16 protein-coding genes are annotated in these 23,343 nt (G+C 55.5%); 12 read left to right on the top strand and 4 right to left on the bottom strand.

What is annotated here, in order from left to right:
* The first annotated feature begins 356 nt into the window (after nucleotides 1-356).
* Both Q354_RS0100975 and Q354_RS24160 read left to right on the top strand, forming a co-directional pair.
* Entirely contained in the window at nucleotides 357-566 is a 210-nt protein-coding gene (locus Q354_RS0100975) for a hypothetical protein (RefSeq protein ID WP_027855974.1), read from the top strand.
* A 308-nt stretch (nucleotides 567-874) separates the two neighbouring features.
* Complete coding sequence (locus Q354_RS24160; RefSeq protein ID WP_211252176.1) at nucleotides 875-2,785, top strand: bifunctional diguanylate cyclase/phosphodiesterase; 1,911 nt, start codon at nucleotides 875-877, stop codon at nucleotides 2,783-2,785.
* A gap of 167 nt (nucleotides 2,786-2,952) precedes the next feature.
* Here Q354_RS24160 and Q354_RS0100985 read toward each other — a convergent pair whose 3' ends face one another.
* A complete protein-coding gene (locus Q354_RS0100985; RefSeq protein WP_027855975.1) occupies nucleotides 2,953-3,726 on the bottom strand; it encodes an IclR family transcriptional regulator in 774 nt (257 codons plus the stop codon).
* Between the two features lie 282 nt (nucleotides 3,727-4,008).
* Here Q354_RS0100985 and purU point away from each other — a divergent pair, with 282 nt between their 5' ends.
* Genes purU through Q354_RS0101015 form a run of 6 tightly spaced genes read left to right on the top strand, consistent with a single transcriptional unit; the run spans nucleotide 4,009 to nucleotide 10,990 of the window.
* A complete protein-coding gene (gene purU / locus Q354_RS0100990; RefSeq protein ID WP_027855976.1) occupies nucleotides 4,009-4,881 on the top strand; it encodes a formyltetrahydrofolate deformylase in 873 nt (290 codons plus the stop codon).
* A 10-nt stretch (nucleotides 4,882-4,891) separates the two neighbouring features.
* On the top strand, nucleotides 4,892-5,785 hold the full coding sequence (gene folD, locus Q354_RS0100995; RefSeq protein WP_027855977.1) for a bifunctional methylenetetrahydrofolate dehydrogenase/methenyltetrahydrofolate cyclohydrolase FolD: 894 nt from the start codon (nucleotides 4,892-4,894) through the stop codon (nucleotides 5,783-5,785).
* Between the two features lie 14 nt (nucleotides 5,786-5,799).
* The gene (locus Q354_RS0101000) at nucleotides 5,800-7,047 is read left to right on the top strand and encodes an FAD-dependent oxidoreductase (protein ID WP_027855978.1); all 1,248 of its coding nucleotides are present in this window, start codon (nucleotides 5,800-5,802) and stop codon (nucleotides 7,045-7,047) included.
* A 27-nt stretch (nucleotides 7,048-7,074) separates the two neighbouring features.
* Nucleotides 7,075-7,389 (top strand): sarcosine oxidase subunit delta, encoded by a 315-nt coding sequence (locus Q354_RS0101005; protein WP_027855979.1) that lies wholly within the window; start codon nucleotides 7,075-7,077, stop codon nucleotides 7,387-7,389.
* Entirely contained in the window at nucleotides 7,386-10,301 is a 2,916-nt protein-coding gene (locus Q354_RS0101010) for a 2Fe-2S iron-sulfur cluster-binding protein (protein WP_036228152.1), read from the top strand. The genes Q354_RS0101005 and Q354_RS0101010 overlap by 4 nt, the downstream gene beginning before the upstream one ends.
* Nucleotides 10,302-10,318: 17 nt before the next feature.
* Nucleotides 10,319-10,990 carry an aminomethyltransferase family protein gene (locus Q354_RS0101015; RefSeq protein WP_027855981.1) on the top strand — a complete coding sequence of 224 codons (672 nt, stop codon included), beginning with the start codon at nucleotides 10,319-10,321 and terminating at the stop codon, nucleotides 10,988-10,990.
* Nucleotides 10,991-11,087: 97 nt separating this feature from the next.
* Here the strand turns inward: Q354_RS0101015 and Q354_RS0101020 are convergent, their stop codons facing one another.
* Complete coding sequence (locus tag Q354_RS0101020; RefSeq protein WP_027855982.1) at nucleotides 11,088-14,612, bottom strand: PAS domain-containing protein; 3,525 nt, start codon at nucleotides 14,610-14,612, stop codon at nucleotides 11,088-11,090.
* A gap of 402 nt (nucleotides 14,613-15,014) precedes the next feature.
* On the opposite strand from Q354_RS0101020, the gene Q354_RS0101025 reads away from it, so the two are divergent.
* From Q354_RS0101025 to Q354_RS0101035, 3 genes are all read left to right on the top strand, one after another.
* Nucleotides 15,015-16,358 carry an NAD(P)/FAD-dependent oxidoreductase gene (locus Q354_RS0101025; RefSeq protein ID WP_027855983.1) on the top strand — a complete coding sequence of 448 codons (1,344 nt, stop codon included), beginning with the start codon at nucleotides 15,015-15,017 and terminating at the stop codon, nucleotides 16,356-16,358.
* Between the two features lie 235 nt (nucleotides 16,359-16,593).
* The gene (locus Q354_RS24165) at nucleotides 16,594-17,574 is read left to right on the top strand and encodes a LysR family transcriptional regulator (RefSeq protein ID WP_051559787.1); all 981 of its coding nucleotides are present in this window, start codon (nucleotides 16,594-16,596) and stop codon (nucleotides 17,572-17,574) included.
* Between the two features lie 413 nt (nucleotides 17,575-17,987).
* Complete coding sequence (locus Q354_RS0101035) at nucleotides 17,988-21,500, top strand: class I SAM-dependent DNA methyltransferase (RefSeq protein WP_211252177.1); 3,513 nt, start codon at nucleotides 17,988-17,990, stop codon at nucleotides 21,498-21,500.
* Between the two features lie 327 nt (nucleotides 21,501-21,827).
* Here Q354_RS0101035 and Q354_RS0101040 read toward each other — a convergent pair whose 3' ends face one another.
* Nucleotides 21,828-22,721 (bottom strand): HalD/BesD family halogenase, encoded by an 894-nt coding sequence (locus tag Q354_RS0101040; RefSeq protein ID WP_051559788.1) that lies wholly within the window; start codon nucleotides 22,719-22,721, stop codon nucleotides 21,828-21,830.
* A 154-nt stretch (nucleotides 22,722-22,875) separates the two neighbouring features.
* On the opposite strand from Q354_RS0101040, the gene Q354_RS0101045 reads away from it, so the two are divergent.
* Nucleotides 22,876-23,094, top strand: coding sequence for a hypothetical protein (locus tag Q354_RS0101045; RefSeq protein WP_156948116.1), 219 nt, complete (start codon nucleotides 22,876-22,878; stop codon nucleotides 23,092-23,094).
* Here the strand turns inward: Q354_RS0101045 and Q354_RS28965 are convergent.
* Nucleotides 23,057-23,173 carry a hypothetical protein gene (locus Q354_RS28965; protein WP_407637238.1) on the bottom strand — a complete coding sequence of 39 codons (117 nt, stop codon included), beginning with the start codon at nucleotides 23,171-23,173 and terminating at the stop codon, nucleotides 23,057-23,059. The genes Q354_RS0101045 and Q354_RS28965 overlap by 38 nt on opposite strands.
* Between the last annotated feature and the right edge of the window lie 170 nt (nucleotides 23,174-23,343).

The following is a 23,343-nucleotide window of genomic DNA, read 5'->3' on the forward strand; positions in this document are numbered from 1 at the left end:
GACGATCTGTGGCAGTAGGAGTATGATGGTAGTGAGAACAGCCAAATTAAGTCTCTCAGGGAACAGCTGCGAACCAGCCCGAGGCTATCTATCTCCGCAGTCAGAATCCGTCCATATCCACCCAGACCAGCACCGCGTTTTGAGCCGATCGTTTTTGCCGTCAGGCTGAATGACGCGCCGATAGCAGAAGGTGCCTGTCAGATCTGAGTATTGTGGCGCTCTGCGAGGTTTTTCTGCGAGCTTTTTCGCGGTAGAACTGGCCAGGCCGGGTTCCCACAGGCTGACAGCCTGACCGACTTGTATGCGGCTTCTCAGCTAAACGCACAATCCTATCCACTACACAGGAAGTTCATTTCATGTCGAATAAAGCATTTATTCTTCAGCGAGTCTGTATCTTTGCAGGGCAGGAATTCGATCCGGATTCGGATGATAAAGTAAAAGAGATCCTGCGGGATAAGTTCAATATCTCACTCCCCCAGCGTCGCTCCCTCAATGAGTCACTGCAAGATGCCGCCAGCGATCATGAGATTGTTGCTCTGATACTACGCTACCGGACATCGGCATAAACTGACCCGTTTCGGTTATCACGGCCCGCCTTGCATAGCTTCTCCCCGAGCCGCCTCAGGGCTTAAGCCACCGCTGCCCGCACCGTCACTGCATGCCTGGTTAGACGCCTGACGTCGTTGATTGTCTTAGGTCGCTGAGCATTGCTCAGGCTGCTTTTCGTTTGGGGGACAGTGCGACATTCGTCGCCGACTGAGGCCGAAGTCTTGGGCATCCCGGGGAAAAATGTGTTATATCGGTGGCAAAATCACTTATTGTTATTGCGGCTTTTAAGATGGCGGATTGCCAAACCACGTTGAGGCGGGGGGCTATGAAGGACACAAACACGCAGAGTATTGAGATACCCGATCAGATGCTACGGGGCTGGCAGCAGACCGTTGACCTCATAGCTGAGCTGTCTGCCATACCGGCATCGCTGATTATGCGTATACATCCGCATGAGATTGAGGTGTTTGCCAGCAGCCAGACAGAGGGGAATCCCTATGAACAGCATGAGATGGCTGAGCTGGGCAATGGCCTCTATTGTGAGACGGTGGTGAATACCTGTGCCGAGCTGTTGGTGGCCGATGCCCTGGCGGACCCTGACTGGGATAACAACCCGGATATCAAGCTCGGCATGATCTCCTACTGCGGGTTGCCGCTTAACTGGCCGGATGAGACCCCGTTTGGCACCATCTGCATGCTTGATAGCCGCGAAAATCGCTATAGCCCCCGTTCTCGGCAACTACTGGAACGCTTTCAGTCATCCATCGAAGCGGATCTGGCGACGCTTTACCAACAGCGGAAGCTGGAACACGCCAACGAAAAGCTGGAACAGCGGGTAAGGCAGCGCACACAGCAGCTGGAAAGGCTGAACCAGCAACTGTGTCGTGAAATTGATCATCGAACCTCAATAGAACGCACGCTGGCCTATAACCGGGAATTCGATGCCCTGACCGGTATCGCCAATCGCTTCAGCCTGGTTGATTACCTGACCCATCAGCTGCAGCGGCATACCGACGGAGATGCCGCAGAAGAAACCGCCGTGCTCTATATCGGCGTGCGTAACTTCAAGTCGATCAATGACAGCTACGGCTATGTCGTGGGTGATAAGGTGTTGCTGGAGATCGCTTCCCGGTTGTGTAAGTCGCTGGCGGCCGAGCATTTTGTTGCCCGTACCACCGGCGACGAGTTTGCCGTGGTGATATCCGCTGAGGCCGTGACCGATCAGGCTCTGCAGCTGCAGCAGCAACTGTTTCAGGCTCTGGCTCCGGTTATCTCAATCTATGGGCATGGGATCAGCCTGTTACTGAATGCCGGTGTTGCGGTAGCGCCATCGGACAGCGACGATGCGGCGGCGCTGATACAGAAGGCCAGTGCGGCGATGAGTGCCAGTAAGGAGCAGGAACAGAGTTGTTGTCTTTACAATGCCGGGACCCTGTCCGCAATTGAGGATCGCTACCAGCTGGAAACCCATCTGGTCGATGCGCTGAAAAACCATCAGATGGCACTGCACTACCAGCCACTGATCTGTACCCGGACAAAACAGGTGCTGGGGGCAGAGGCGTTATTGCGCTGGCATCATCCGGAGTTGGGAAATATCCCCCCGGATCGTTTTATCCCGCTGGCGGAACGCAACGGCCAGATCATTGAGATCGGTAACTTTGTGCTGCGTCAGGCGATTGAGCAGGCGGTACAATGGCAGGCGATGGCGCGCTTTCCTTTGCGCATCGCAATCAATATATCGCCGGTGCAGTTTCGTGACGGCCAGCTGGTCGGCCATATTCAGCAGCTATTGCAATGCTATCGCCTGGACCCCGAACTGCTGGAACTGGAAATAACCGAAGGTGTGCTGTTGCAGGCAGAACATCAGGCCGAGCAGCGCCTTCTGGAGCTGCGCCGACTGGGATTGCGTGTCTCGCTGGATGACTTTGGCACGGGTTATTCGTCACTCAGTTATCTGCAGCGCTATGCCTTCGATACCCTGAAAATTGACCGCAGCTTTATCTCAAACCTGGAAAACAGCGCCAGGGATAAGGAACTGGTGCGCGGCATTCTGGCTTTTGCCCGCAGCCTGAACCTGCACGTGGTTGCCGAAGGCGTGGAGACGCCGGCGCAGGATCATTTCCTGGCAGCCGAACAGTGTGAATGTGGCCAGGGCTATCTGTATGGTAAACCGATGCCGGCGGCGCAGTTTACCGCGCAGTTTCTGAGCTGCGGGCCAGAAGACCTGGCGGGCTGAGGATGGTCGCCATCTTTTCCGGTCGGATGACAACCTGGCGGATCGGTAATGCTGGAAAGCCACCCCGGGAAAGACAGTCAGACCGGACACTGTCCCGGGTGAACGCTAAAATGCAGCGGGGGAGCAGGGCCTGCTGCTAATGATGAGTCGGAAAAGACAGGCTTCTTTTACTGGCTGCGGTACCCCAGCTCAGCGGAGATCGCATTGGCCGTTGCCAGCAATTTTGAAGTGATCTCCTGACTGATCGCTTCGCCCTGCATAAAGATATCGGGCCCTGAGATATTAATTGCAGCCACCACCTCATCGGCGTAGTTCCGGACAGGGGCCGCCAGTGCAGTGGCAAAGTCGGACTGACTGATCGAAAATCCCCGCTCAGATTCTTCTTTTATCCGCTGGCGAAGTTCAGGCAGGCTCTGCGGATTGGGTTTTGGTACGCCGTCCAGCTGGGTTCCCAGGTAGAGTCGTCCCAGCTCTTCATCGCTAATACCGCTCAGCAATACCCGGCCCAGCGCATTGATATGGCAGGGCAGGCGGGTGCCGACCGGTACATTCACCGACAGCCGCTGTGATGCCAGGGCGCGATAGATATAAATAGTGTCACGACCGTCCCGGATGGCCAGGTGGCAGGAGACCGAAGTCGCATCACGTAGATGATTCAGGTGCGGTGCCGCCACATCGATGATGTCGCGACTGGCTAAGAAGGAAAATCCCAGGGAAACCACGGCCGGACCCAGCTCGTAGGTATTGCGCGCCACTTTCTTCAAATACTGCATCTCTGTCAGAGTCTGAACAATACGATAGATCGAAGAGTTGCTGACGCCCAGATACTCCGCCATCTCATTGGTACTCAGTACGCGCTGCTGATGGCTGAACATCTCCAGAATATTAAGACCGCGTGCCAGTGCCGGTACGGTGTAGTCCTTCTCTGCTGTCTCTGTCACTGAGTGCTCCAAAAAGGGGCGCGATGCCCGGATGTGATAAGTGTTCTTTATTCAAATATAAATGAAATTTTAATATATGGAATAGTCTGGGGTTTTTTGTCCGTAAAATCAATTTTGCGTTGCTATATGAAAAAATATTTCATATGTTTGGCTCTGTAAAAGGCGGTTACTAAACTGCCGCGCAGTTTATTCATATGTGGGTTTAATTGTTCATATATGAATAAAAGAGAATCCTGCAACCAGCAGGTCGAATAACGCCACCGGAGATACATAGGTTTTATCATGACCACCGAGACTTCCAAGCCACAGCAGTTCGTTCTTAAAGCCACCTGTAAAGCAAGCAGCGGTATCGTTGCGGCCGTCACCACCTTTCTTTCTGAGCGGGGCTGCTACATCAGTGAGTTGTCTCAGTTTGACGATCAGGATACCGGCCGCTTCTTTATGCGTGCGGTGTGCCATGTTGAAGCCGGTGAGTGCCAGCTGAGCGATATTCAGGGTGAGTTTGAAGCGGTAGCGGGGCAGTTCGAGATGGAATGGGATCTGCACGCCGTCAACACGCCGACCAAAGTGCTGATCATGGTGAGCAAGTTTGACCACTGCCTGGACGATCTGCTGTATCGCCTGCGCAAGGGCGAGTTGAATATGGAAGTGACTGCAATTGTTTCCAACCACCTGGACCTGCGTCCGATGGCTGAGCGCGAAGGCATCCGCTTTGTTTACCTGCCGGTGAACAAAGAGAACAAGCGTGAGCAGGAAGTTGCGCTGATGGAGATCGTTGAAGAGACCGGTACCGAGCTGGTTGTTCTGGCCCGTTACATGCAGATTCTCTCCGACAACCTCTGCGCTGAACTGAGTGGCCGTGCGATCAATATCCACCACTCCTTCCTGCCGGGCTTTAAAGGTGCCAAGCCGTACCACCAGGCCCACGAGCGCGGTGTGAAACTGATCGGTGCCACCGCGCACTATGTCACTGCCGACCTGGATGAAGGCCCGATCATCGAACAGTCAGTACAGCCGGTAGATCACACTTACGGTGCAGACGCTCTGGTTGCTGTCGGCCGTGATACTGAAACCGTAGCGCTGGCCCGTGCCGTGAAGCTGCATATCGAACAGCGCGTCTTCCTCGACGGCAACAAGACTGTGATCTTCAAATAAGGTGACTGACATGGCCCGAATCATCGACGGTAAACAGCTGTCGGCACAGGTGCTGAAACAGGTCGCTGCTGACGTCGAAGCACTGAAAGCAGAGCTGGGCACAACGCCTGGCCTCGCCGTGGTACTGGTAGGTGAAGATCCTGCCAGCCATGTCTATGTGCGCAATAAGGTACGTCAGGCCGGTGAGGCGGGCATCCGCTCCATTGAACATCGCCTGTCTGCAGATATTTCACAAACAACGTTGAATGAGCTGGTTGAGAGCCTCAACAATGACCCGGATGTCCATGGCATCCTGGTTCAGCTGCCACTGCCGGATCATCTGGATGAGGCGGAGATTATCTCTGCAATCGATCCGGCCAAAGATGTAGATGGCTTCCATCCCCTCAACGTCGGCGCACTGGCCGCCGCTCAGCCGGGACTGATTCCCTGCACGCCGCTGGGTTGCATGATTATGCTGCAGCAGGTGCATGAAGATCTGAGCGGCAAAAATGCCGTGGTGATCGGGCGCTCTAACATTGTTGGAAAGCCGATGGCAGCCCTGCTGCTGCAGGCCAGCTGCACGGTGACTATTGCACACTCCCGTACCAAAGATATTGAAGCGGTTTGCCGTGAAGCTGACATTCTGGTGGCGGCCGTAGGTCGTCCGGAGATGGTTAAGGCCGACTGGGTTAAGCCGGGTGCCACCGTGATTGACGTGGGTATCAATGCCATCGAACGCGACGGCAAGCGCAAGCTGGTCGGTGATGTGGACTTCGCTGATGTCGAGCCCGTTGCCGGTGCTATCACCCCGGTGCCGGGCGGTGTCGGTCCGATGACCATCGCCTGCCTGATGAAAAATACAGTGACAGCAGCGCGCGCGCAGTTGTCTGAGACTCACCCGGCTGCTGCAGTCGGGCAATCCTGAATTCCGGAGGGCACATGCCTTTCTCACTCTTAAAATACGGCCTGAATAACGACTATCCGTTCGAGAAGGATGCCGACCTGCCGGTACCCTCCGAGCTGAAATCCAGCTACGACGTCGTCATTATCGGTGCCGGTGGCCACGGTGTTGCAACGGCTTACTACCTGGCGAAATACCACGGCATTACTAACGTGGCAGTATTGGAAAAAGGCTATCTGGGCGGTGGTAATACGGCGCGTAACACAGCCGTTATCCGCTCCAACTACCTGACGTCTGAAGGTGTTAAGTTCTACAGCGAATCGGTGAGGATGTTTAAAGAACTCTCCCACGAGTTCGATTTCAACATCATGTACACCGAACGTGGCCAGCTGACCCTGGCGCATACCGATGCTGCGGTGCGTTCCTTCCGCCAGCGTACTGAAGTGAACAAGCACTTCGGTGGCCGTACCGAGCTGATCGGTCCTAAAGAGATTCAGGAACTGGTTCCAACGCTGAACATGAACCCGGCCCATATGCCGGTTCTGGCAGGCCTGTGGCATCTGGATGGCGCTACCGCCCGTCACGATGCGGTTGCCTGGGGTTACGCCAAGGGCGCGACCCAGCGTGGCGTCGAGCTGCACCAGCTGACTGAAGTGACGGATGTTATTGTCGAGAATGGCAAAGTAACCGGTGTTAAGACCAACCGTGGCACCATCAAGTGTGGTTGCGCGATTCAGGCGGTCGCCGGTCACAGCTCACTGATGGCGGCTAAGGCCGGTTTCCGTATGCCGATCACCACTTACCCGTTGCAGGCGATGGTCACCCAGCCGGTGAAGCCGTTCCTGGACCCACTGGTCAGCTCCTCAGCACTGCACTGCTATGTACAGCAGACCAGCCGTGGTGAGATCGTCTTCGGTGGTGGTTCTGATCCATACCCGCTGTACAACACCCGTTCTACCCTGGAGCTGAAAGAGAGCCTGCTGGCGCATGCGATCGAGATGTTCCCGTTTATGGCGAACCTGCGCCTGATGCGTCAGTGGGCCGGTATCACGGATATGACCTCTGACTACAGCCCGATTATGGGACTGAGCCCGGTAGAGAACTACTACCTGGATGCAGGTTGGGGAACCTGGGGCTTCAAGTCGACGCCGATCTGCGGCAAGACCATGGCCGAGCTGGTTGCCAGCGGTGGCAAGGTGCCGGATCTGATCGCGCCGTTCGCGATGGATCGATTCGATGTCTTCCGTCAGGTTAACGAGATGGGCGCTACGGCGGCCAGCCACTAATCCAGCTATCAGGCGAGGAACAGCACAATGAAAATTATGCACTGTCCGCTTAACGGACCCCGCAATATCAGTGAGTTCGTGCACGGTGGCGAAGTTCGCGAGATGCCTAACCCGGCAACCTGCAGCGACCGTGAGTGGGCTGACTACGTATTCTATTCCGACAATCAGGCTGGCGTGATCACCGAATGGTGGTTGCACGCGCCTTCCGGTTACTGGTTTATCGCCGAGCGCCATACCGTGACTGATGAAATCCTGAAAACCTACGACCCTTCTGAGATCTTTAACCAGCGCGTTGAATTCTCTAAAGAAGACGCTGCAGCGCCGAAGGAGGCGACAGCATGAGCAATCGTCTTGATGCCCCGATGGGCCTGCTGATCGACCGCGAGAGTCAGGTCAGCTTCAGCTTTGAAGGCAAAGAGTTCAAAGGCTTTGCCGGTGACTCGATCGCCAGTGCCCTGGCGGGTAACGGCCGCTGGGTGATGTCCCGCTCCTTTAAATACCACCGTCCGCGTGGACCGCTGACGATGGCGGGTCAGGATGCCAACACCCTGATCCAGCTGGATAAGGAGCCAAACGTCCTGGCGGATCGCGAACTGGCAGCCGATGGCCTGAAGGTATTCGGCCAGAACTATAACGGCTCTCTCGACAACGACCGTGACGCACTGCTGGGGCACTTCTCCCGCTTTATGCCGGTGGGTTTCTACTACCGTTCGTTCTTCAAAGCGCCATTCATGAAGAACAAGGACACCTGGAAGTTCTGGGAACCGACCATCCGTAAGATGGCGGGCCTGGGCGTGCTGGATCTGGATTTCAAGCCTGAGTACTACGACAAGGCTTACCTGTTCCACGATGTGGTGGTTGTCGGTTCCGGTCCTGCGGGCCTGAGTGCAGCGCTGAAAGCCGCTGATGCCGGTGCCTCCGTACTGCTGGTTGAAGAACAGCCTGTGCTGGGCGGCTCACTGACTTACAACCGCTTTGATGCTGAAGGCAAAAAGGCGGATAGCCTGAAAACTGAGCTGCTGGCCAAGGTTGAAGCTCAGGATAATATCGAAGTACTGGTCGGTGCTGCCTGTAATGGTTGGTTCGCCGATAACTACCTGCCGGTCATCCAGGGCAAGCGGATGTACAAGGTGCGCGCCAAAGAGTGCATCGTGGCTTCCGGCTCTTTCGAGCAGCATGTTGTTTTCCGTAACAACGACCTGCCAGGCGTGATGATGAGCAGCGCGGCAACCCGCCTGATGAAGCATTACGCTGTTAAGCCAGGTAACCGTGCCGTGGTACTGACCGGCAACGACGATGGCTACCTGACGGCGCTGGAACTGAACCAGCAGGGCGTTGAAGTTGCTGCCGTGGTTGATATGCGCGAAGCGCCACAGGACAAGTCCCTGGCGACAGCGGTGCTGGCCTGCGGCATCGAAGTGATGAGCGGTTACACCGTTTATGAAGCGATCCCGACCAAAGGCAACAAACATGTGCGTGCGGTTGATGTACGCCAGATCGTTGGTCGCGGTGCTGTCGCTAAGCACGGTGAAACTATCGACTGTGACCTGGTCTGCATGTCTGCCGGCTATATGCCGGTTTACCAGCTGCTGTGTCAGGCGGGTGGTCAGCTGCGTTACGACGACAATGCTTCCGAATTTGCCCTGAGCAACCTGCCGAAGATCCTGCGCATTGCCGGTTCTGTGAACGGTATCCACGATCTGGACGCGGTACTGGCCGATGGCGAGCGCGCTGCTGTCGAGGCGCTGCAGGCGCTGGGTATGGCGGGCGACGCAACGGCACCGGCGGTTAGCTGCAAGCGTCAGGTTAACTTTGACTGGCCGATCTTCAGCCACCCGAAAGGCAAGGACTTTGTCGATTACGATGAAGACCTGCAGGCGAAGGATATCGTCAACGCGACCCGTCTGGGTTACCGCGACGTTCAGCTGGTTAAACGTTTCTCTACCGTGGGTATGGGACCGTCCCAGGGCCGTCATTCGGCACTGCCAACCGCGCGTCTGGTGGCTGATGCTACCGATCGCACTGTGACTGAAACCGGTGTCACCACCGCACGTCCGCCATTCTCGCCTGAGAAACTGGCGCATGTGGCAGGTCGTATCTTCGATCCGTACCGTCGTACTGCGATGCATCACCGTCACAAGGAGATGGGCGCTAAGATGATGCCGGCGGGTAACTGGCAGCGTCCGGCTTTCTACGGTCAGCCGGAGCAGCGTGATCAGTGCATGCAGACCGAATCCAGCCATGTGCGTAACAAGGTGGGCGTGATTGACGTCAGCACCCTGGGCGGCATTGAGCTGCGTGGTGCCGATGCAGCGGAATTCATGAACCGCATCTACACCTTCGCCTTTCTCAAGCAGCCGGTGGGTAAAACCCGCTACGCGGTGCTGACTAACGAACACGGCGTTGTGATCGATGATGGTGTGGCTTGCCGCATCACCGAAGACCACTTCTACGTGACGGCGACCACCAGCGGCGTCGATCGCGTTTACCGCGAGATGATGAAGTGGAACGCGCAGTGGCGTCTGGATGTAGATATCACCAACGTGACGTCTGCGTTCGCGGCGGTAAACCTGGCCGGTCCGGATTCCCGTAAGGTGCTGGAGAAGCTGGCGAAAGATGTCGATCTGAGTCCTGAAGGCTTCCCATACCTGGCGTACCGCGAAGGCAGTGTGGCGGGTATTCCGGCACGTATGCTGCGAGTTGGCTTCGTCGGTGAGCTGGGCTATGAGATCCACGTACCGGCCCGTTTCGGTGAGGCCCTGTGGGATGCCCTGATCGAAGCGGGCAAAGAGTTTGATATCCGTCCGTTCGGCGTTGAGACCCAGCGTCTGCTGCGTCTTGAGAAGGGTCATATCATCGTCAGCCAGGATACCGATGGCATGAGCCATCCGGGTGAACTGGATCTGGGCTGGGCGGTTAGCCGTAAGAAGCCGTTCTTCGTTGGCTGTCGTTCGGTTGATATCGTGATGGCGCAGCCGCAGACCCGTAAGTTGGTGGGCTTCAAGCTGCCACAGGGTACGCGTAAGCCGGAAGAGGGCCATCTGGTTCTCAACGGTGCTGATATCAGCGGTAACGTGACCTCCTGTGAGTTCTCGCCTTCAGTGGGCGCGATCATCGGTCTGGCCTATGTGGGTATTGGCCAGAGTGAAGTGGGCGAGCGATTCCCGATCCGTGTCGACGGTGGTGAGATCGTGCATGCCGAAGTGGTTGAACTGCCATTCTTCGATCCGGACAACAAGCGTCAGGCGCTTTGATAGAGGAAGCTATGACAATGAGTACGATGACACCTGAATCATTCAGCAAGCGTAGCTTTGTTTATCGTCAGCTGGCGGGCGCTGAGTTCGCTGAAGTCGCTGGCGGTGCGCTGGCGACTGACTTTAAAAACGGTCGTGCCCAGGCGGAGAAATCCGGCCTGCTGGACCTGTCTGTACTGCCACGCACCGGTTTCCGCGGTAGCCGTGCAGCCGAACATCTGAAAGCGGCAGGCCTGCCGGTACCGGCTAAGCCGAACCAGGCGGAGCAGTCTGCCAACGGTGAGCTGGTACTGCGCCTGAGCATGAAAGAGTTCTGGGTACTGGGTTCACTGGCGGATAACGGTGCCGCGATTGACGCGCTCAACCAGCGCCCGCTGCCGGACAGCGATTGCTATGCCCTGTACTGTCAGGACAGCCATAACTGGATTACCCTGACCGGCGCGGCGCTGCCGGAAACTATGGCTAAGGTCTGTGGTGTCGACCTGCGTGAAGCCAGCTTCGCCAGAGGGGCGATCGCCCAGACCTCTGCTGCGCGTATCAACGTGATCGTGGTGAACCATGAAGTGAAGGGCATTCCGTGCTTCTCCATCCTCAGCGACAGCGCCTCTGCTGAGTACCTGTGGGAAAGCCTGCTGGATGCGATGGCAGAGTTCGGTGGCGAGGTGATCGGCAGCAACGCGCTGGCCTGATAACTTCGCTTGTCCGACCTTAAAAGCCCGGAGGGATGTTCAGTCCCTCCGGGCTTTTGGTTTTCTGCCCCGGCGCTGCGGCCGGCAAAGAGGGGGCTTAGCCCTCTGCGGTTTCCAGCGCTTCGTTCATCGCGGTCTGAAGCTGTGTAAAGGCCCGCTCCAGTACCGGCATTAAGCCTGCAATCTGCTGTGGACGCTGCTGTTTGGCATGCTGTTCAATCGTGCGGGCAACATCGCTGAGCGCCATGCCATGCATCGTGGCAGCGCTGCCTTTTATCTTATGCGCCTGAATGGCAATGGCCGGGCAATCTTCACGAGTGACGAGGTCGTGCAGCTGCTCCAGCTGACTTTGCATATCGTCGATAAAGATCGCCGTCAGGTTGCCGATCAGTGTCATATCATGTGTCAGTCCGTCGCAGACGGCGGTGAAGTTGTAGATCGGCAGGTCATTGCTGACCTCTGTGGAGTCCGGCGCCTGGCGCTGATCCGGCGTATCCGGCGTGGTGCCGTTTTCTGGGAGCGGGCTGTCAGGAGACTCGGGGGGCAGGGCATGCTTGCTGATCCAGCGCAGCAGAACCCGTTGCAGCTTTTCAGGGTCCACCGGCTTGCTGATATAGTCATCCATGCCGGCGTCCAGGCAGCGCTCGCGGTCGCCGCGCATCGCATTGGCGGTGAGGGCGATCACCGGTACGGCCGGATTCAGCACCGGCGAGCCTTCTGAGCGGATCCGGCCGGTGGCTTCATAGCCATCCATTACCGGCATCTGGCAGTCCATCAGCACCAGGTCATAGTGCTGCTGGCTGAGTATGTCGATCGCCTCGGCACCGTTCTCCGCCAGACCGGCGACGACGCCCAGCCGTTGCAGTAAACGCTGGGCGACCATCTGGTTCACCTTATTGTCTTCCACGATCAGTATGCGGGCGTTGAATCTGACGAACTGATCGGATGGCATGGCGCTGTCCGTTGGCAGGCGCGGGTCTGAACCTTCTGCGGCGGTTGCGGGGATCGGTGTCAGCGGCAGCTCGATACAGAATGTGGAGCCGATGCCTTTGCTGCTCTGAAACTGAATTTCGCCGCCCATTAGTTCGGTCAGCTGGCGCGTGATTGCCAGACCCAGTCCGGTGCCGCCATAGCGGCGCGTAGCTGAGCTGTCCGCCTGGGTGAACCGCTCAAAAAGATGTACCTGCTCTGACTGGCTCAGGCCGATGCCGCTGTCGCTGATACAGAAGCGGATGCGGGTTGCGTCGGGGGTCTCGGAAACGGTTTCGCACTCCAGTCCGAACTCGCCTTTCTCGGTGAATTTAAGCGCATTTCCCAGCAGGTTATGCAGTATCTGCTGGATTCTGCCGGGATCACCCTGATAGCAACAGTGCGATACCCGGTTGTGGTAGCTAAAACTGAGGCTCTTTTCGGCGGCCCGGAGCTGATAGCCGGTTGTGATCTCCTCCAGTAACCTGCACAGGTTGAAATCCCTGTTTTCCAGTTCCAGCTTACCGGCCTCGATCTTGGAGAAATCCAGGATATCGTTGAGGATGCGTAGCAGGGCATTGGCGCTCTTCTTAACCGTGGTTGCCAGACCTCGCTGCTCGCTATCCAGGTTGGTATCCAGCAGCAGTCCGGTGATGCCGATCAGGCCGTTCATCGGTGTACGTATCTCATGGCTCATATTGGCCAGAAACTCGCCTTTGGCCCGGTTGGCGCTCTGGGCATCATCCCGTGCCTGCTCGATCGAGCGCGCGATACGGTGTTGCTCCGATATATCCAGATGGGTGCCGATCATCCGTTTTGGTTTACCGTCCTCGTGCCACTCCACGACCTTACCGGTATCCAGTACCCAGACCCAGTGGCCCTCCTTATGGCGCATCCTGGCTTCACAGACATAGCGGTCTGAGTCGCCGCACCAGTGGGCTTCCAGGCGCTCGCCAGACAGCTTCAGGTCGTCGGGATGGGCGTTATTCAGCCAGGTATCGATATTGGTTGGCTGCAGCTCCTCCAGGCTGTAGCCGATTATCTCTGCCCAGCGTTCGTTGAAACTCACTTCGCCGGTCTGCACCATCCAGTCCCAGATGCCGACATCAGTGCTTTCCAGCACCATCTCCAGCCGGGTGTTGGACTCCGCGGCGGCCAGTTCGGCCAGTTTTCGCTTAGTGATATTGGTGCGGATGGCAATAAACTGGCTGATCTCTCCTGCCGCATCACGAATCGGCACTATAGTGCTGTCAAGCCAGTAAAGTTTGCCGGATTTAGCCTGGTTGCAGATCTCTCCGTGCCATACCTGGCCGGCGTTGATGGTCTGGTACATCTGCTGGAAGAAGGCGTCGTCATGTACACCTGAGTTGAGGATGCGGTGGTTCTGGCCAATCAGCTCTTCGGCGCTGTAGCCACAGGTGCGGATGAATTTGTCGTTGGCGAAGGTAATCGTACCCTGCCTATCGGTGACCGCCAGGATCGCGTGCTGGCTGAGGGCAAACTCCTGCGCGGCCAGGTCCGCCAGGGCTTTCTCCCGCTGGGTGATCTCTTCATCAAGGCGGTCGATGGAGGTGGTGGTTCTTTGCAGGTTTTCTGCCATCTTGTTGAACGAACGCCCCAGAGCACCGATCTCGTCCGCTCCCAGATCAGGGATACGGTGCTCCAGCTGGCCCCCGCCGACCAGCTCGGCTCCCTGGCTGATCCTCTCAATCCGTTGCAGTAAGCCGCGCTTGAGCAGCCAGTAGAGCAGCGCGATCAGCAACAGCCCGATCGTCAGCATCACGGCGATGGTATAGCGGGTGATCGACAACTCCGGATTCAGGGCTTCCTGGTGATCATAGATGATATTGATCGCCCCCTGCGTTTGTCCCACCGGAATGGGTTTGCTGCGCCATAGCAGGCCGTCCTGTGGACGGAAATGCCCCCGGGCATCGGTAGTAAGCTGGTCGGGCAGGCTGTTGCGGTAGCGGGCGATGATCTTGCCGTCTTCGTCGCTGATCAGGGCGGACAGCACCGGGTTGCCGCTGCTGACCAGCTGATCAACCGCGATCTTCAGGGTTTCCTGCTGGATCGCCTGCCAGTCGGCCGAAACGATAATCCAGCCGATGCTTTCGCCTTCACTCAGCACCGGGCTGATAACCCACTGGGTCAGTTCCCGCTGCAGGTTAATCTCCGTCAGGTAAGGGTCCTGGCCGGGCGATCCGGCGATCACCTGGCGGGAATCGACGGCATCCAGCATCGGGTTATCCGTAATATCCCGCTGTATCAGGCGTTCGCTGAACAGCCTGGTGTTGCGGTGATCCAAGGTGCTGGCCGCGAAGACCCGCCCGTCGGGCCTGGCGACCAGTATGTAGTTAATAAACGGATAGATAGCGGGAAGGTCGTTCAGGACCCGATTAATTCCTTGATTGTCATCCAGATGGAGGGCTTTTCTGATAGCCCGGTTCTGGGCCACGGTCCGTGTAATCTGATTAACCTGGGCCTGCTTGTCCTCGATGCGGGAGAGGGCAAACTCAAGGTTGCCATTGAGCTGTTTCGAAAGGGCTTCTGACAGGCTGCGCCGGGTTTCGCTCAGGAAAAAATAACCCATTGCACTCATTACCAGTGCGACGACCAGTATCCCGGCGAGGATGATCCTTGGGACAAGCTTCATCTGCTACTCCTGTTAAGCTGCACCGGGGACACCGGGAACGATGACGTCTGCATCTGGCCAGCGACTTTACGACTGCATGAGCCAGCCGATAGCCGTCAGACTGAGCCGCGGGTTGGTTAACACCATCAACTGCTTCTATTTGCTGTTTATCGTATCAGGTTAGAGAGGATTTTAAATTTGAACTTTCACCGGGAGTGTCCGCGCGATTTATGCCGCTGAGGCGACAAGGTATAAGCGTCTGTTTTGCGCATTATAAGACTCGCTAATAGTCAGGTTATTACCTTGCCGGACTGACTGAATTTATCAAATATAGGGCCACCAACGCGTTGCATGGCAATTATGCGTCGCGCAGCCGGAGCCTGTCTGCTCCCATATAAACCGAGTTTCCATAAGGATAAAAACATGGCATTTCCCAAGCACTCTCCTTACGTCATTGTTGGCGCCGGTATCCACGGCCTGAGCACCGCCTATCATCTGGCACTGCAACTGAAAGCACAGGGTAAGGGCAGCGGCGCAGATATTATTGTGGTCGATAAGTCCGGTATCAGCGCAGGCGCGACCGGTATTGCCTGCGGCGTTATCCGCAATAACTATTTCCAGCCGGCGATGCGCGAATTGATGGCGCACAGTGTAAAAGTATGGGAGAGCGATCCGGAAGCTTACAGCTATCATCCGGTGGGCTACATGCAGATCAGTCCTGAATCGATGCATGCCGACGTGGCGTCTATCTACGAGCAGCAGCAGGCGATCGGTTACGAGTCCCGCTTTATCGAAGGCGAAAAAGACTGCGCCAACTATATGAAAGATATCTTCCATGACTGGCAGGCGCAGGGTATCACATCGGTACTGCATGAGATGCCGGGTGGCTACGCCAACAACACCAAGGCGATGTACGGCCTGGCGGGCAAAGCAGAAGCCGAGGGTGTACGTATCATGTCCGGTGTGACTGTGACCGGCTTCAAGCACGCCACTGACGGTGCTATCACAGCGGTAGAAACTGACCGTGGCGAGATTGAAACCGACTACGTTGTCATCGGTGCCGGTCCCTGGGCCAAGACTTTCTGGGATATGCTGGAGATGCCGAACAGCGTCGACATCAAGAACCCGAACGATGGCTCTATCGCCACTGATATCCCGATGTGGGTGTACTGGTCGCTGCAGGAAGGCACCCTGGGGGTCGATCCTAAGATGCAGGTGACCAACGACGGCAAGATGCCACCGGTTATTCATGTCGACAGCAATGCACCACTGTACTCAGATGAAGATGGCTCGCTGATCACTGATGAGATGTGGGGTATCTACTACAAGCCTGACTTCCACTTCGGTGGCGTGCAGGGCGGTGCTGCGCCGTTTATCGTCGATAAGCCTGCCGACCAGGTGAAGGTTGATCCGTATGGCCCTGAATCTCCGGAGTTTATCGTAGGTGCCGAGTTCGCCCATATGTGGGTTTCCGCGCTGGCGCACTGTCAGAAGCGTTTCTCCGGCACCATCGTGAAATACAAGGATGAGCCATCCGGCGGTATCGGTTGCTTTACGCCGGACAGCTTCCCGGTGTTCGATACCGTGCGTAAGAACTGTTTCTTTATTGCCGATTCCAACCACGGCTACAAAATGCTGGGCGTGGGTAAACTGGTGGCAGAAGAGATCTGCGGAGACAAGCCTGCGCTGCTGGAGCCATTCCGTCTGTCGCGCTTCGCCGAAGGTAAGCTGCACCCGGTATCTAACAGCCCGTTTCCCTGGAGCTGATTGTCCTGCGATCGTTTTAGCCGCATCACTCTGCCGGCCTTATCCTCGCCGGCAGAGACACTTTGTTCCCTGTATTGAACGTCAGAGGGGTTTCAGAGCATCCGCTGAAGTCCCTTGTTTTTTATGCGTTTTCCGGCTGTCATTCGACGCCGCTCTCTTGATCCCCACCTCTATCTGCGAAATAGTAAGGCGATGGGCTCTCACGCCCCTTTAAGATGCCGGAAAAGGTCCAGCCATGCTGAAGCAGGAAAAGTTTGTCGAACTCAGTGCACTGCGTATTTTTACCGTGGTGGCTGATTCAGAAACCCTCACCCAGGCCGCAGAAAAGCTGGGTATCACGCAGTCGGCTGTGTCCCAGGCGCTGAAGCAGCTGGAAACCCAGATGAATGTCGAGCTGGTGGTGCGGCGCTCGCGGCCGCTCAAGCTGACCGCCAGTGGTCGGGTGATGCGCCGCTATGCCCGCAGTCTGCTGGAGGATCATCAGCGTATGCATGCGGCGGTAGGCATGGCTTCCGAACAGGGCCTGGCGAAGCTGCGGCTTGGCCTGATTGATTCCTTTGCCGATGCGGCGGGGCAGCAGATCCTGGAACAGCTGATGCCCTTTGCCGAGCAGCTGACCCTGCGTACCGGTCTGGTCGGTCCATTGAAAGAAGCGTTACTGGAGCGGGATATCGATATGCTGCTGACCAGCGACCCGATGCAGGACCACCCGGAGCTGGAGATGCTGCCGATACTGCGTGACCCTTTTGTGGCACTGGTGGCGGAAAAACACCTGCCGCAATGTGGCGAAAGTGTTATTCAGCTTGCGGCTAACCTGCCTTTTATCAGCTACAACCGCCAGCTCCGGCTGGGCGGGCTGACTCAGCTGATTGCCCGGCGTCTCGGTATTGAGTTGCCGATTCGTTACGAACTGGATAGCACCACGACCTTGCTGCGTTTTGTGCAGAACGGTCACGGCTGGGCGTTTGCCCCGGCTACCTGCCTGATGCAGAACCCGATGCTGTTGCAGGGGGTGCGGATACTGCCGGTTGAGCCGGGCAGCCATGCCCGCTATATCTGCCTGCTGGCGAGGAAAGGGGAGTTTGGCGACCTGCCCCGGCAGATCGCCCGGATTTGCCGCGATATCTACAGTCAGCAACTGGTACCGCAACTGCCGGTTGCGGCACCCTGGCTGGCCGAGCAGGCGTATCCGATTGAGGAGTTACCAGCACTTTGAATGGCTGAGAAATGCCACCAACTTAGCAGGCAAAGCTAAGCTCATTTTCTTTCCGCTGTAGTAAGTAATTGGCTTTAGGCTTGTTCCATCAAATTCCGATGATCCAACCGGAGTGAATAGTGTTTTGGGTAAAAATGGGCCAGGTTTTACGATCCGTAGCCTGCCTCGCAGAGAGTTATAGTATCGCCTCTAGTAATGGAATTGCAGGTGCCTGCTTTCGACCCTAAACGGACATTATTAGAGTTATCTCCCTAGGGAACTAACGATACTGTTGCCAATAGTAGATTGTTACTCCAGTCCGGATACCTAAAAGTAAAAGTACTGTATGCGAACGCCTCAAGCTGATTTAGGTACCGCATAAATCGTCCAGTTGGTATTCTAGCCGTTTTTGATAGACATAAGGATGTGCCGCTATGGCCAGTATTACCGAGCCTACGGATCTTAGAGCTTTACTTCTCGCTAACCTGCCAGACCCTCAAGTAGACCCGGATACCTTAGAAGCTTTTATTAGTCGCTGGAAAGATGCCGGTGGTACCGAGCGGGCCAACTACCAACTGTTCCTGAACGAACTTTGCGAAGTGTTGGGATTGCTCAAGCCGGAGCCTGCTCGAGATGACCAGCGCGACAACGCCTATGTTTTTGAGCGTCGTGTAACGGAAGAGTTTGTCGACGGCGGTAACACCAAACGCTTTATCGACCTCTACAAGCGGAGCTGCTTTGTCTGTGAGGCCAAGCAATCGGGACTGGCACTAGAATCTGGACGCTGGGACAAGGCCATGCGCAAGGCCTTTAACCAGGCTGAAGGCTATGTAAGGGCATTGCCAGCGGTTGAGGGCAGGCCGCCGTTTATTATTGTGACCGATGTTGGCCGTCATCTAGAACTGTATTCCGAATTCAGCCGCAGTGGAGGCAATTACACCGCCTATCCGGATTCGAACAACTACAAAATCAAACTGGAAGACCTACGCAAGCCGGAAGTTCAGCAGCGCTTAATTGCTGTCTGGAACGACCCGATGGAGCTAGACCCAAGCCGGGTATCCGCACGGGTTACTCGCCAGATTGCCGACAAGTTGGCTGAGTTGGCTAAATCTCTGGAAGCTGCCAACCACACGCCGGAGCAGACCTCCGGCTTCCTGATGCGCTGCCTGTTCACCATGTTTGCTGAAGATGTCGGTTTGCTGCCACATCGTAGCTTCACTGAACTGCTCATCAGGTTGGAAGACCACAAGGCGTTTGCTCCCATGCTGGAGAGCTTGTGGCAAACCATGAATACCGGCGGTTTTTCGCCCATCCTGGAAGACAAGGTACTGAAATTTAACGGTGGACTGTTTTCCGATGCCGAAGCCATTGAACTGAACCGCGATCAGCGCCTGCTGCTAATTGAAGCCGCCAAATGCGACTGGCGATTTGTGGAGCCAGCCATATTCGGTACCTTGCTGGAACGGGCGTTAGATCCCCGCGAACGCCACAAGCTCGGCGCTCACTATACCCCTCGCAGCTATGTTGAACGGTTGGTGATGCCAACCATTATTGAACCACTTAGGGAAGAATGGGAAAACGTACAAGCCGCAGCGGTATCGCTGGAGAGCAAAGGTAAGCATAGCAACGCCGTGGCAGAGATCCGTGCCTTCCATCTACGCCTGTGCAATGTCCGCGTACTGGACCCCGCCTGTGGCAGCGGTAACTTCCTCTATGTCACGCTGGAACACATGAAGCGCCTTGAAGGCGACGTACTGAACGTACTCCACGAACTGGGCGAAAGCCAAGGCTTGCTGGATATGGAAGGTATCACTGTCGACCCGCACCAGTTCCTTGGTATTGAAATTAATCCACGTGCTGCCAAAGTGGCCGAAATGGTGCTGTGGATCGGTTACCTGCAATGGCACTTCCGCACCTATGGCAACACCAATCCCCCGGAACCGGTATTACGTGACTTTCACAATATCGAAAACCGTGATGCCCTGATCGACTATGATAGCCGCAGTGAACTGCTTGATGAAAACGGCCAGTCAGCGACCATCTGGGATGGCCTAACAATGAAACTCAGCCCAGTTACAGGCGGGCTAATTCCAGATGAAAGCGCTCGTATTCCGGTTTACCAGTATCATAACCCCAAGCAATCTGACTGGCCTGAGGCTGATTTCATTGTGGGTAATCCACCGTTTATCGGGGAAAAGCGTATGCGACAAGCTTTAGGCGATGGATATGTTGGTGCTCTTCGCGACACATACTCTTCGTTGCCTGCCTGTGATCTCGTAATGTACTGGTGGCATGTCGCGGCAGAAAGAGTCCGTACCGGAATAAGCAAGCGCTTCGGCTTTATCACCACCAATAGTGTCACTCAACTGAAAAACCGACAGGTAATTGAGCCACATCTGTCATCCAATTTGCACATCACGTTCGCTATCCCAGACCATCCGTGGATCGATGCGGGAGATGGGGCTGCCGTTCGTATTGCCATGACCGTCGCAGCTGTAGAAGCCGAAAACGGATCTCTATTGCTGGTGGCAGAGGAAAACGACTCGGGGGAAGACGCCAAGAATATTAGCTTTACCCAACATTCCGGACAAATTCACGCTAACCTTCGTGTGGGCGCCGCACTCTCGAAAGCTATTACTCTGTCCAGTAATTCATCAGTTGTGTTTCAGGGCGTTAAACTTGTAGGGAATGGTTTCCTTCTCGATGAAACACAGCGTAATAGTTGGATTTCAGTCACTCCGCTCTGGGAACGTTATCTGCCCCGACTAATTGCCGGCGCTGATCTTACCAAAGGTAGGGAAGCACGCTATTGCATTGACTTCTTTGGACTTACTTGCGAACAAGCTGCGGCTGCCTGCCCTCCAGCCTATCAACAGGTGTTGACTGAAGTTAAGCCTATGCGTGATAACAACAACGACCGCTTTTTCAGGGAATACTGGTGGCTATTTGGTCGTGCTCGCGGGGATATGCGAGCAGCATTATCAGGGCTTGATCGCTATATCATTACCAGTGAAGTTTCCAAACACCGTTTTTTCACCTTCGCCTCCACCCAGCGAACTATTGCTGATGGCTCACTAGCTGTAGTCGCATCCGAAAGCGCAAGTTACCTAGGGATACTGAGTAGCAGGATACACGTCCTTTGGGCATTGAGTCAGGGTGGCCGAATGGGAGTGGGGAACGATGCTCGCTGGCAAAACGGCCCTTGCTTTGAGAACTACCCTTTCCCCGACACCAGCATCAAGCAACAGCAGACCATCAGTGCCCTAGCTGAGCACATCGACTCCCATCGTAAACGTCAGCAAGCCGCACACGACAACCTGACCTTGACCGGCATGTATAACGTGTTAGAAAAATTGCGCAAGCAAGAACCTCTGACTTCCAAAGAGAAAAGTATTTACGACGACGGACTAATTGGCATTCTTCGTGAGCTTCATGACGACCTTGACCGAGCCGTTTTAGATTCCTACGGCTGGAATGATCTAGCTGATAAGCTGGTAGGTTTACCCGGTGCGACCACACCGTACCAGGAAAAACCCGAGGCTCAGACCGAAGCTGAAGAGGAGCTGCTGAAGCGGCTCGTGGCACTCAATCATAAGCGTGCCGCAGAGGAGACTCAAGGCAAGATCCGCTGGTTACGCCCTGACTATCAGAATCCAGATTACGGAAAAGAAGGGGCCTCTACTTATGACTCTGTTCAACTTGAGGCGAATGTCACGGTTACTCCCAAAGCAACCAAAGCTAAAAAGCTCACTTGGCCAAAAATCATGCCAGAGCAAATCGCCAGTGTTAAAGACGCTCTCCAGAAAGGCCATTACACTGCCGAAGCCATCACGGCTTTATATAAAAGCCCGAAAACAACCTTACCCAAAGTTCAGGAAGCGCTGGAATCACTCGCATCCCTGGGTCTAGTGACTCACAGTGTCGACCAGTATCAGTTGGTTAGTTAGTGAAGTGAGAGATAGTCCTCAGAACCTTAATTAACTCGATGTCTATACCTGGTTTCATATTGAAACATTCAGGTCTCACTATCCCTGTGGCGGCCTGCTGATATTTCGTTTCGGCTCGATACTGAGCCCGTATGGTCCCGTCTAATGTCCGCTTTGTGCCGAAAGCGGACTACATCCTGGATGGTTAGGCTTTGCAGTAATACCTATCTAGATCGAAGAGTTAATAAGAACCCGGCCGATAAGCCGGGTTCTTTTTTACCTTATGCCAGAGAGATAAATGGTTTGGCCTTCATTTCAGGCGGTGAACTATAGCGATGAAATAGCTATTTAATCGGTTAGGGTATCAGGGCGGTTGGTTTCGCGTACAAAATGGATCGGCAGTGCCCGGCCGTAGAACTGTTTGGAGTGTTCCGGGCGGTTTACCGTGTCGGGATCAGTCATATAGGTTGGCAGGGCGGTAATCCAGGCACCCGGGCCTCTCACTTCCTGTACCCGGTGCAGGGCATAGCGGCCTTTGAACAGCTGCAGGTAGCCTGGCTTCCATTCCAGTTCATAGACCCCTTCTTTATCACCACTGAGTACCCGGTTTACCCCTTCGATATTTTCGTCTTCCACCGAACGGATATTGGGGGCGTATTCAAAGGTGCCGCCCTCTGCAGGCTGTTCCACGGAAACGCTGACCGTGAATTCATTACCGTCGAAGTGCCATGGAAAGTAGTCACCATCTTCGAGAACGCCGTATGGGCAGCGTGCCAGGGGATCGGCCCAGGTATAGATCGGCCAGATACCGAGGCATTCACCAATAAAGCGGGTCATGATGTCATTGTCATACATCGCCAGCATATCGGAGTCTTCAGGGATGATATCGGTATTGATAAATCCGGCGGTACGGTGCTGCAGGAAGCGGTTAGGGTGCTGTTGCGGCAGCTCTGAATCCTCCTTGGTCATATAGGGATTGTGCTTCTGCTCCGAGCGGAAGATGCATGGCATCAGGCGATGGGCTTCCTGTCGCATCCGTTCCTGCGCGTCTGGGCGGACAAAGTCGGCGATGACGCTGCAGCCGATATCGTCTAACTGTTCCCGGCAGCGTGCTACTAGTTCTCGGGTTATTGGATGATCGAGATCGTGGATCGGATAGCTGTCCAGATCGACGATCTGCGCCAGGCGCGCCAGTTGCTGGTCGTAGCTTGCAATGGTGTTTTCTGCTGTTAATGCCGTCATAAGAACCTCACAGGTTTATTTTTGTTCTGGCTCTATATTCGCTGTGGGAGAAACTTTGCGTCCAACGCAGAAAAATGGTCGCGAAGATCGGTTTTTTGAATGGGGCTTAATTGGCGGGGGCTGCGAGCGCGCTTTATAAGAACGATGGAAGTTTTTGATTTTTCGAAGTGTGATTTTCAATACTAAACGACTGCCGGTCTGCTTTGTTGCGGCTTTAGGTGCTGATTTTCTCACTGAAGATGAGATCGGCGTTTTAAAGTTGGTCGGCACAGATAAAGAACCCAGCCGATTGGCTGGGTTCTTTGAGGGGATTATGCGCTGGCTGTTGCTTCAGCCTATTGTGGCTGAAGTTGGGCGACTGGCTCTTCGTTGAGCGCCCGCCAGATAGAGATAGCCATCAGGATGACCATCATGGCTGAAGGCAGGCCGGCGCAGATTGAGGCGGTCTGCACTGTCTTAAGACCTCCGGCGACCAACTGGCCTGCTGCGATAGCGCCGACGGCCAGTCACCAGTTCATGCGGCTGATCTGCGTTGCTTCCAAGCTGCCTCGTGAGCTTAAGGAACAGGGCTCCAGCGTGCCGGAATCCGTTGAGGTAATGAAGTTAGTCAGCAGTAGCAGGG

The sequence above is a fragment of the Marinobacterium jannaschii DSM 6295 genome (assembly GCF_000620085.1).
Classification (GTDB): Bacteria; Pseudomonadota; Gammaproteobacteria; order Pseudomonadales; family Balneatricaceae; genus Pontibacterium; species Pontibacterium jannaschii.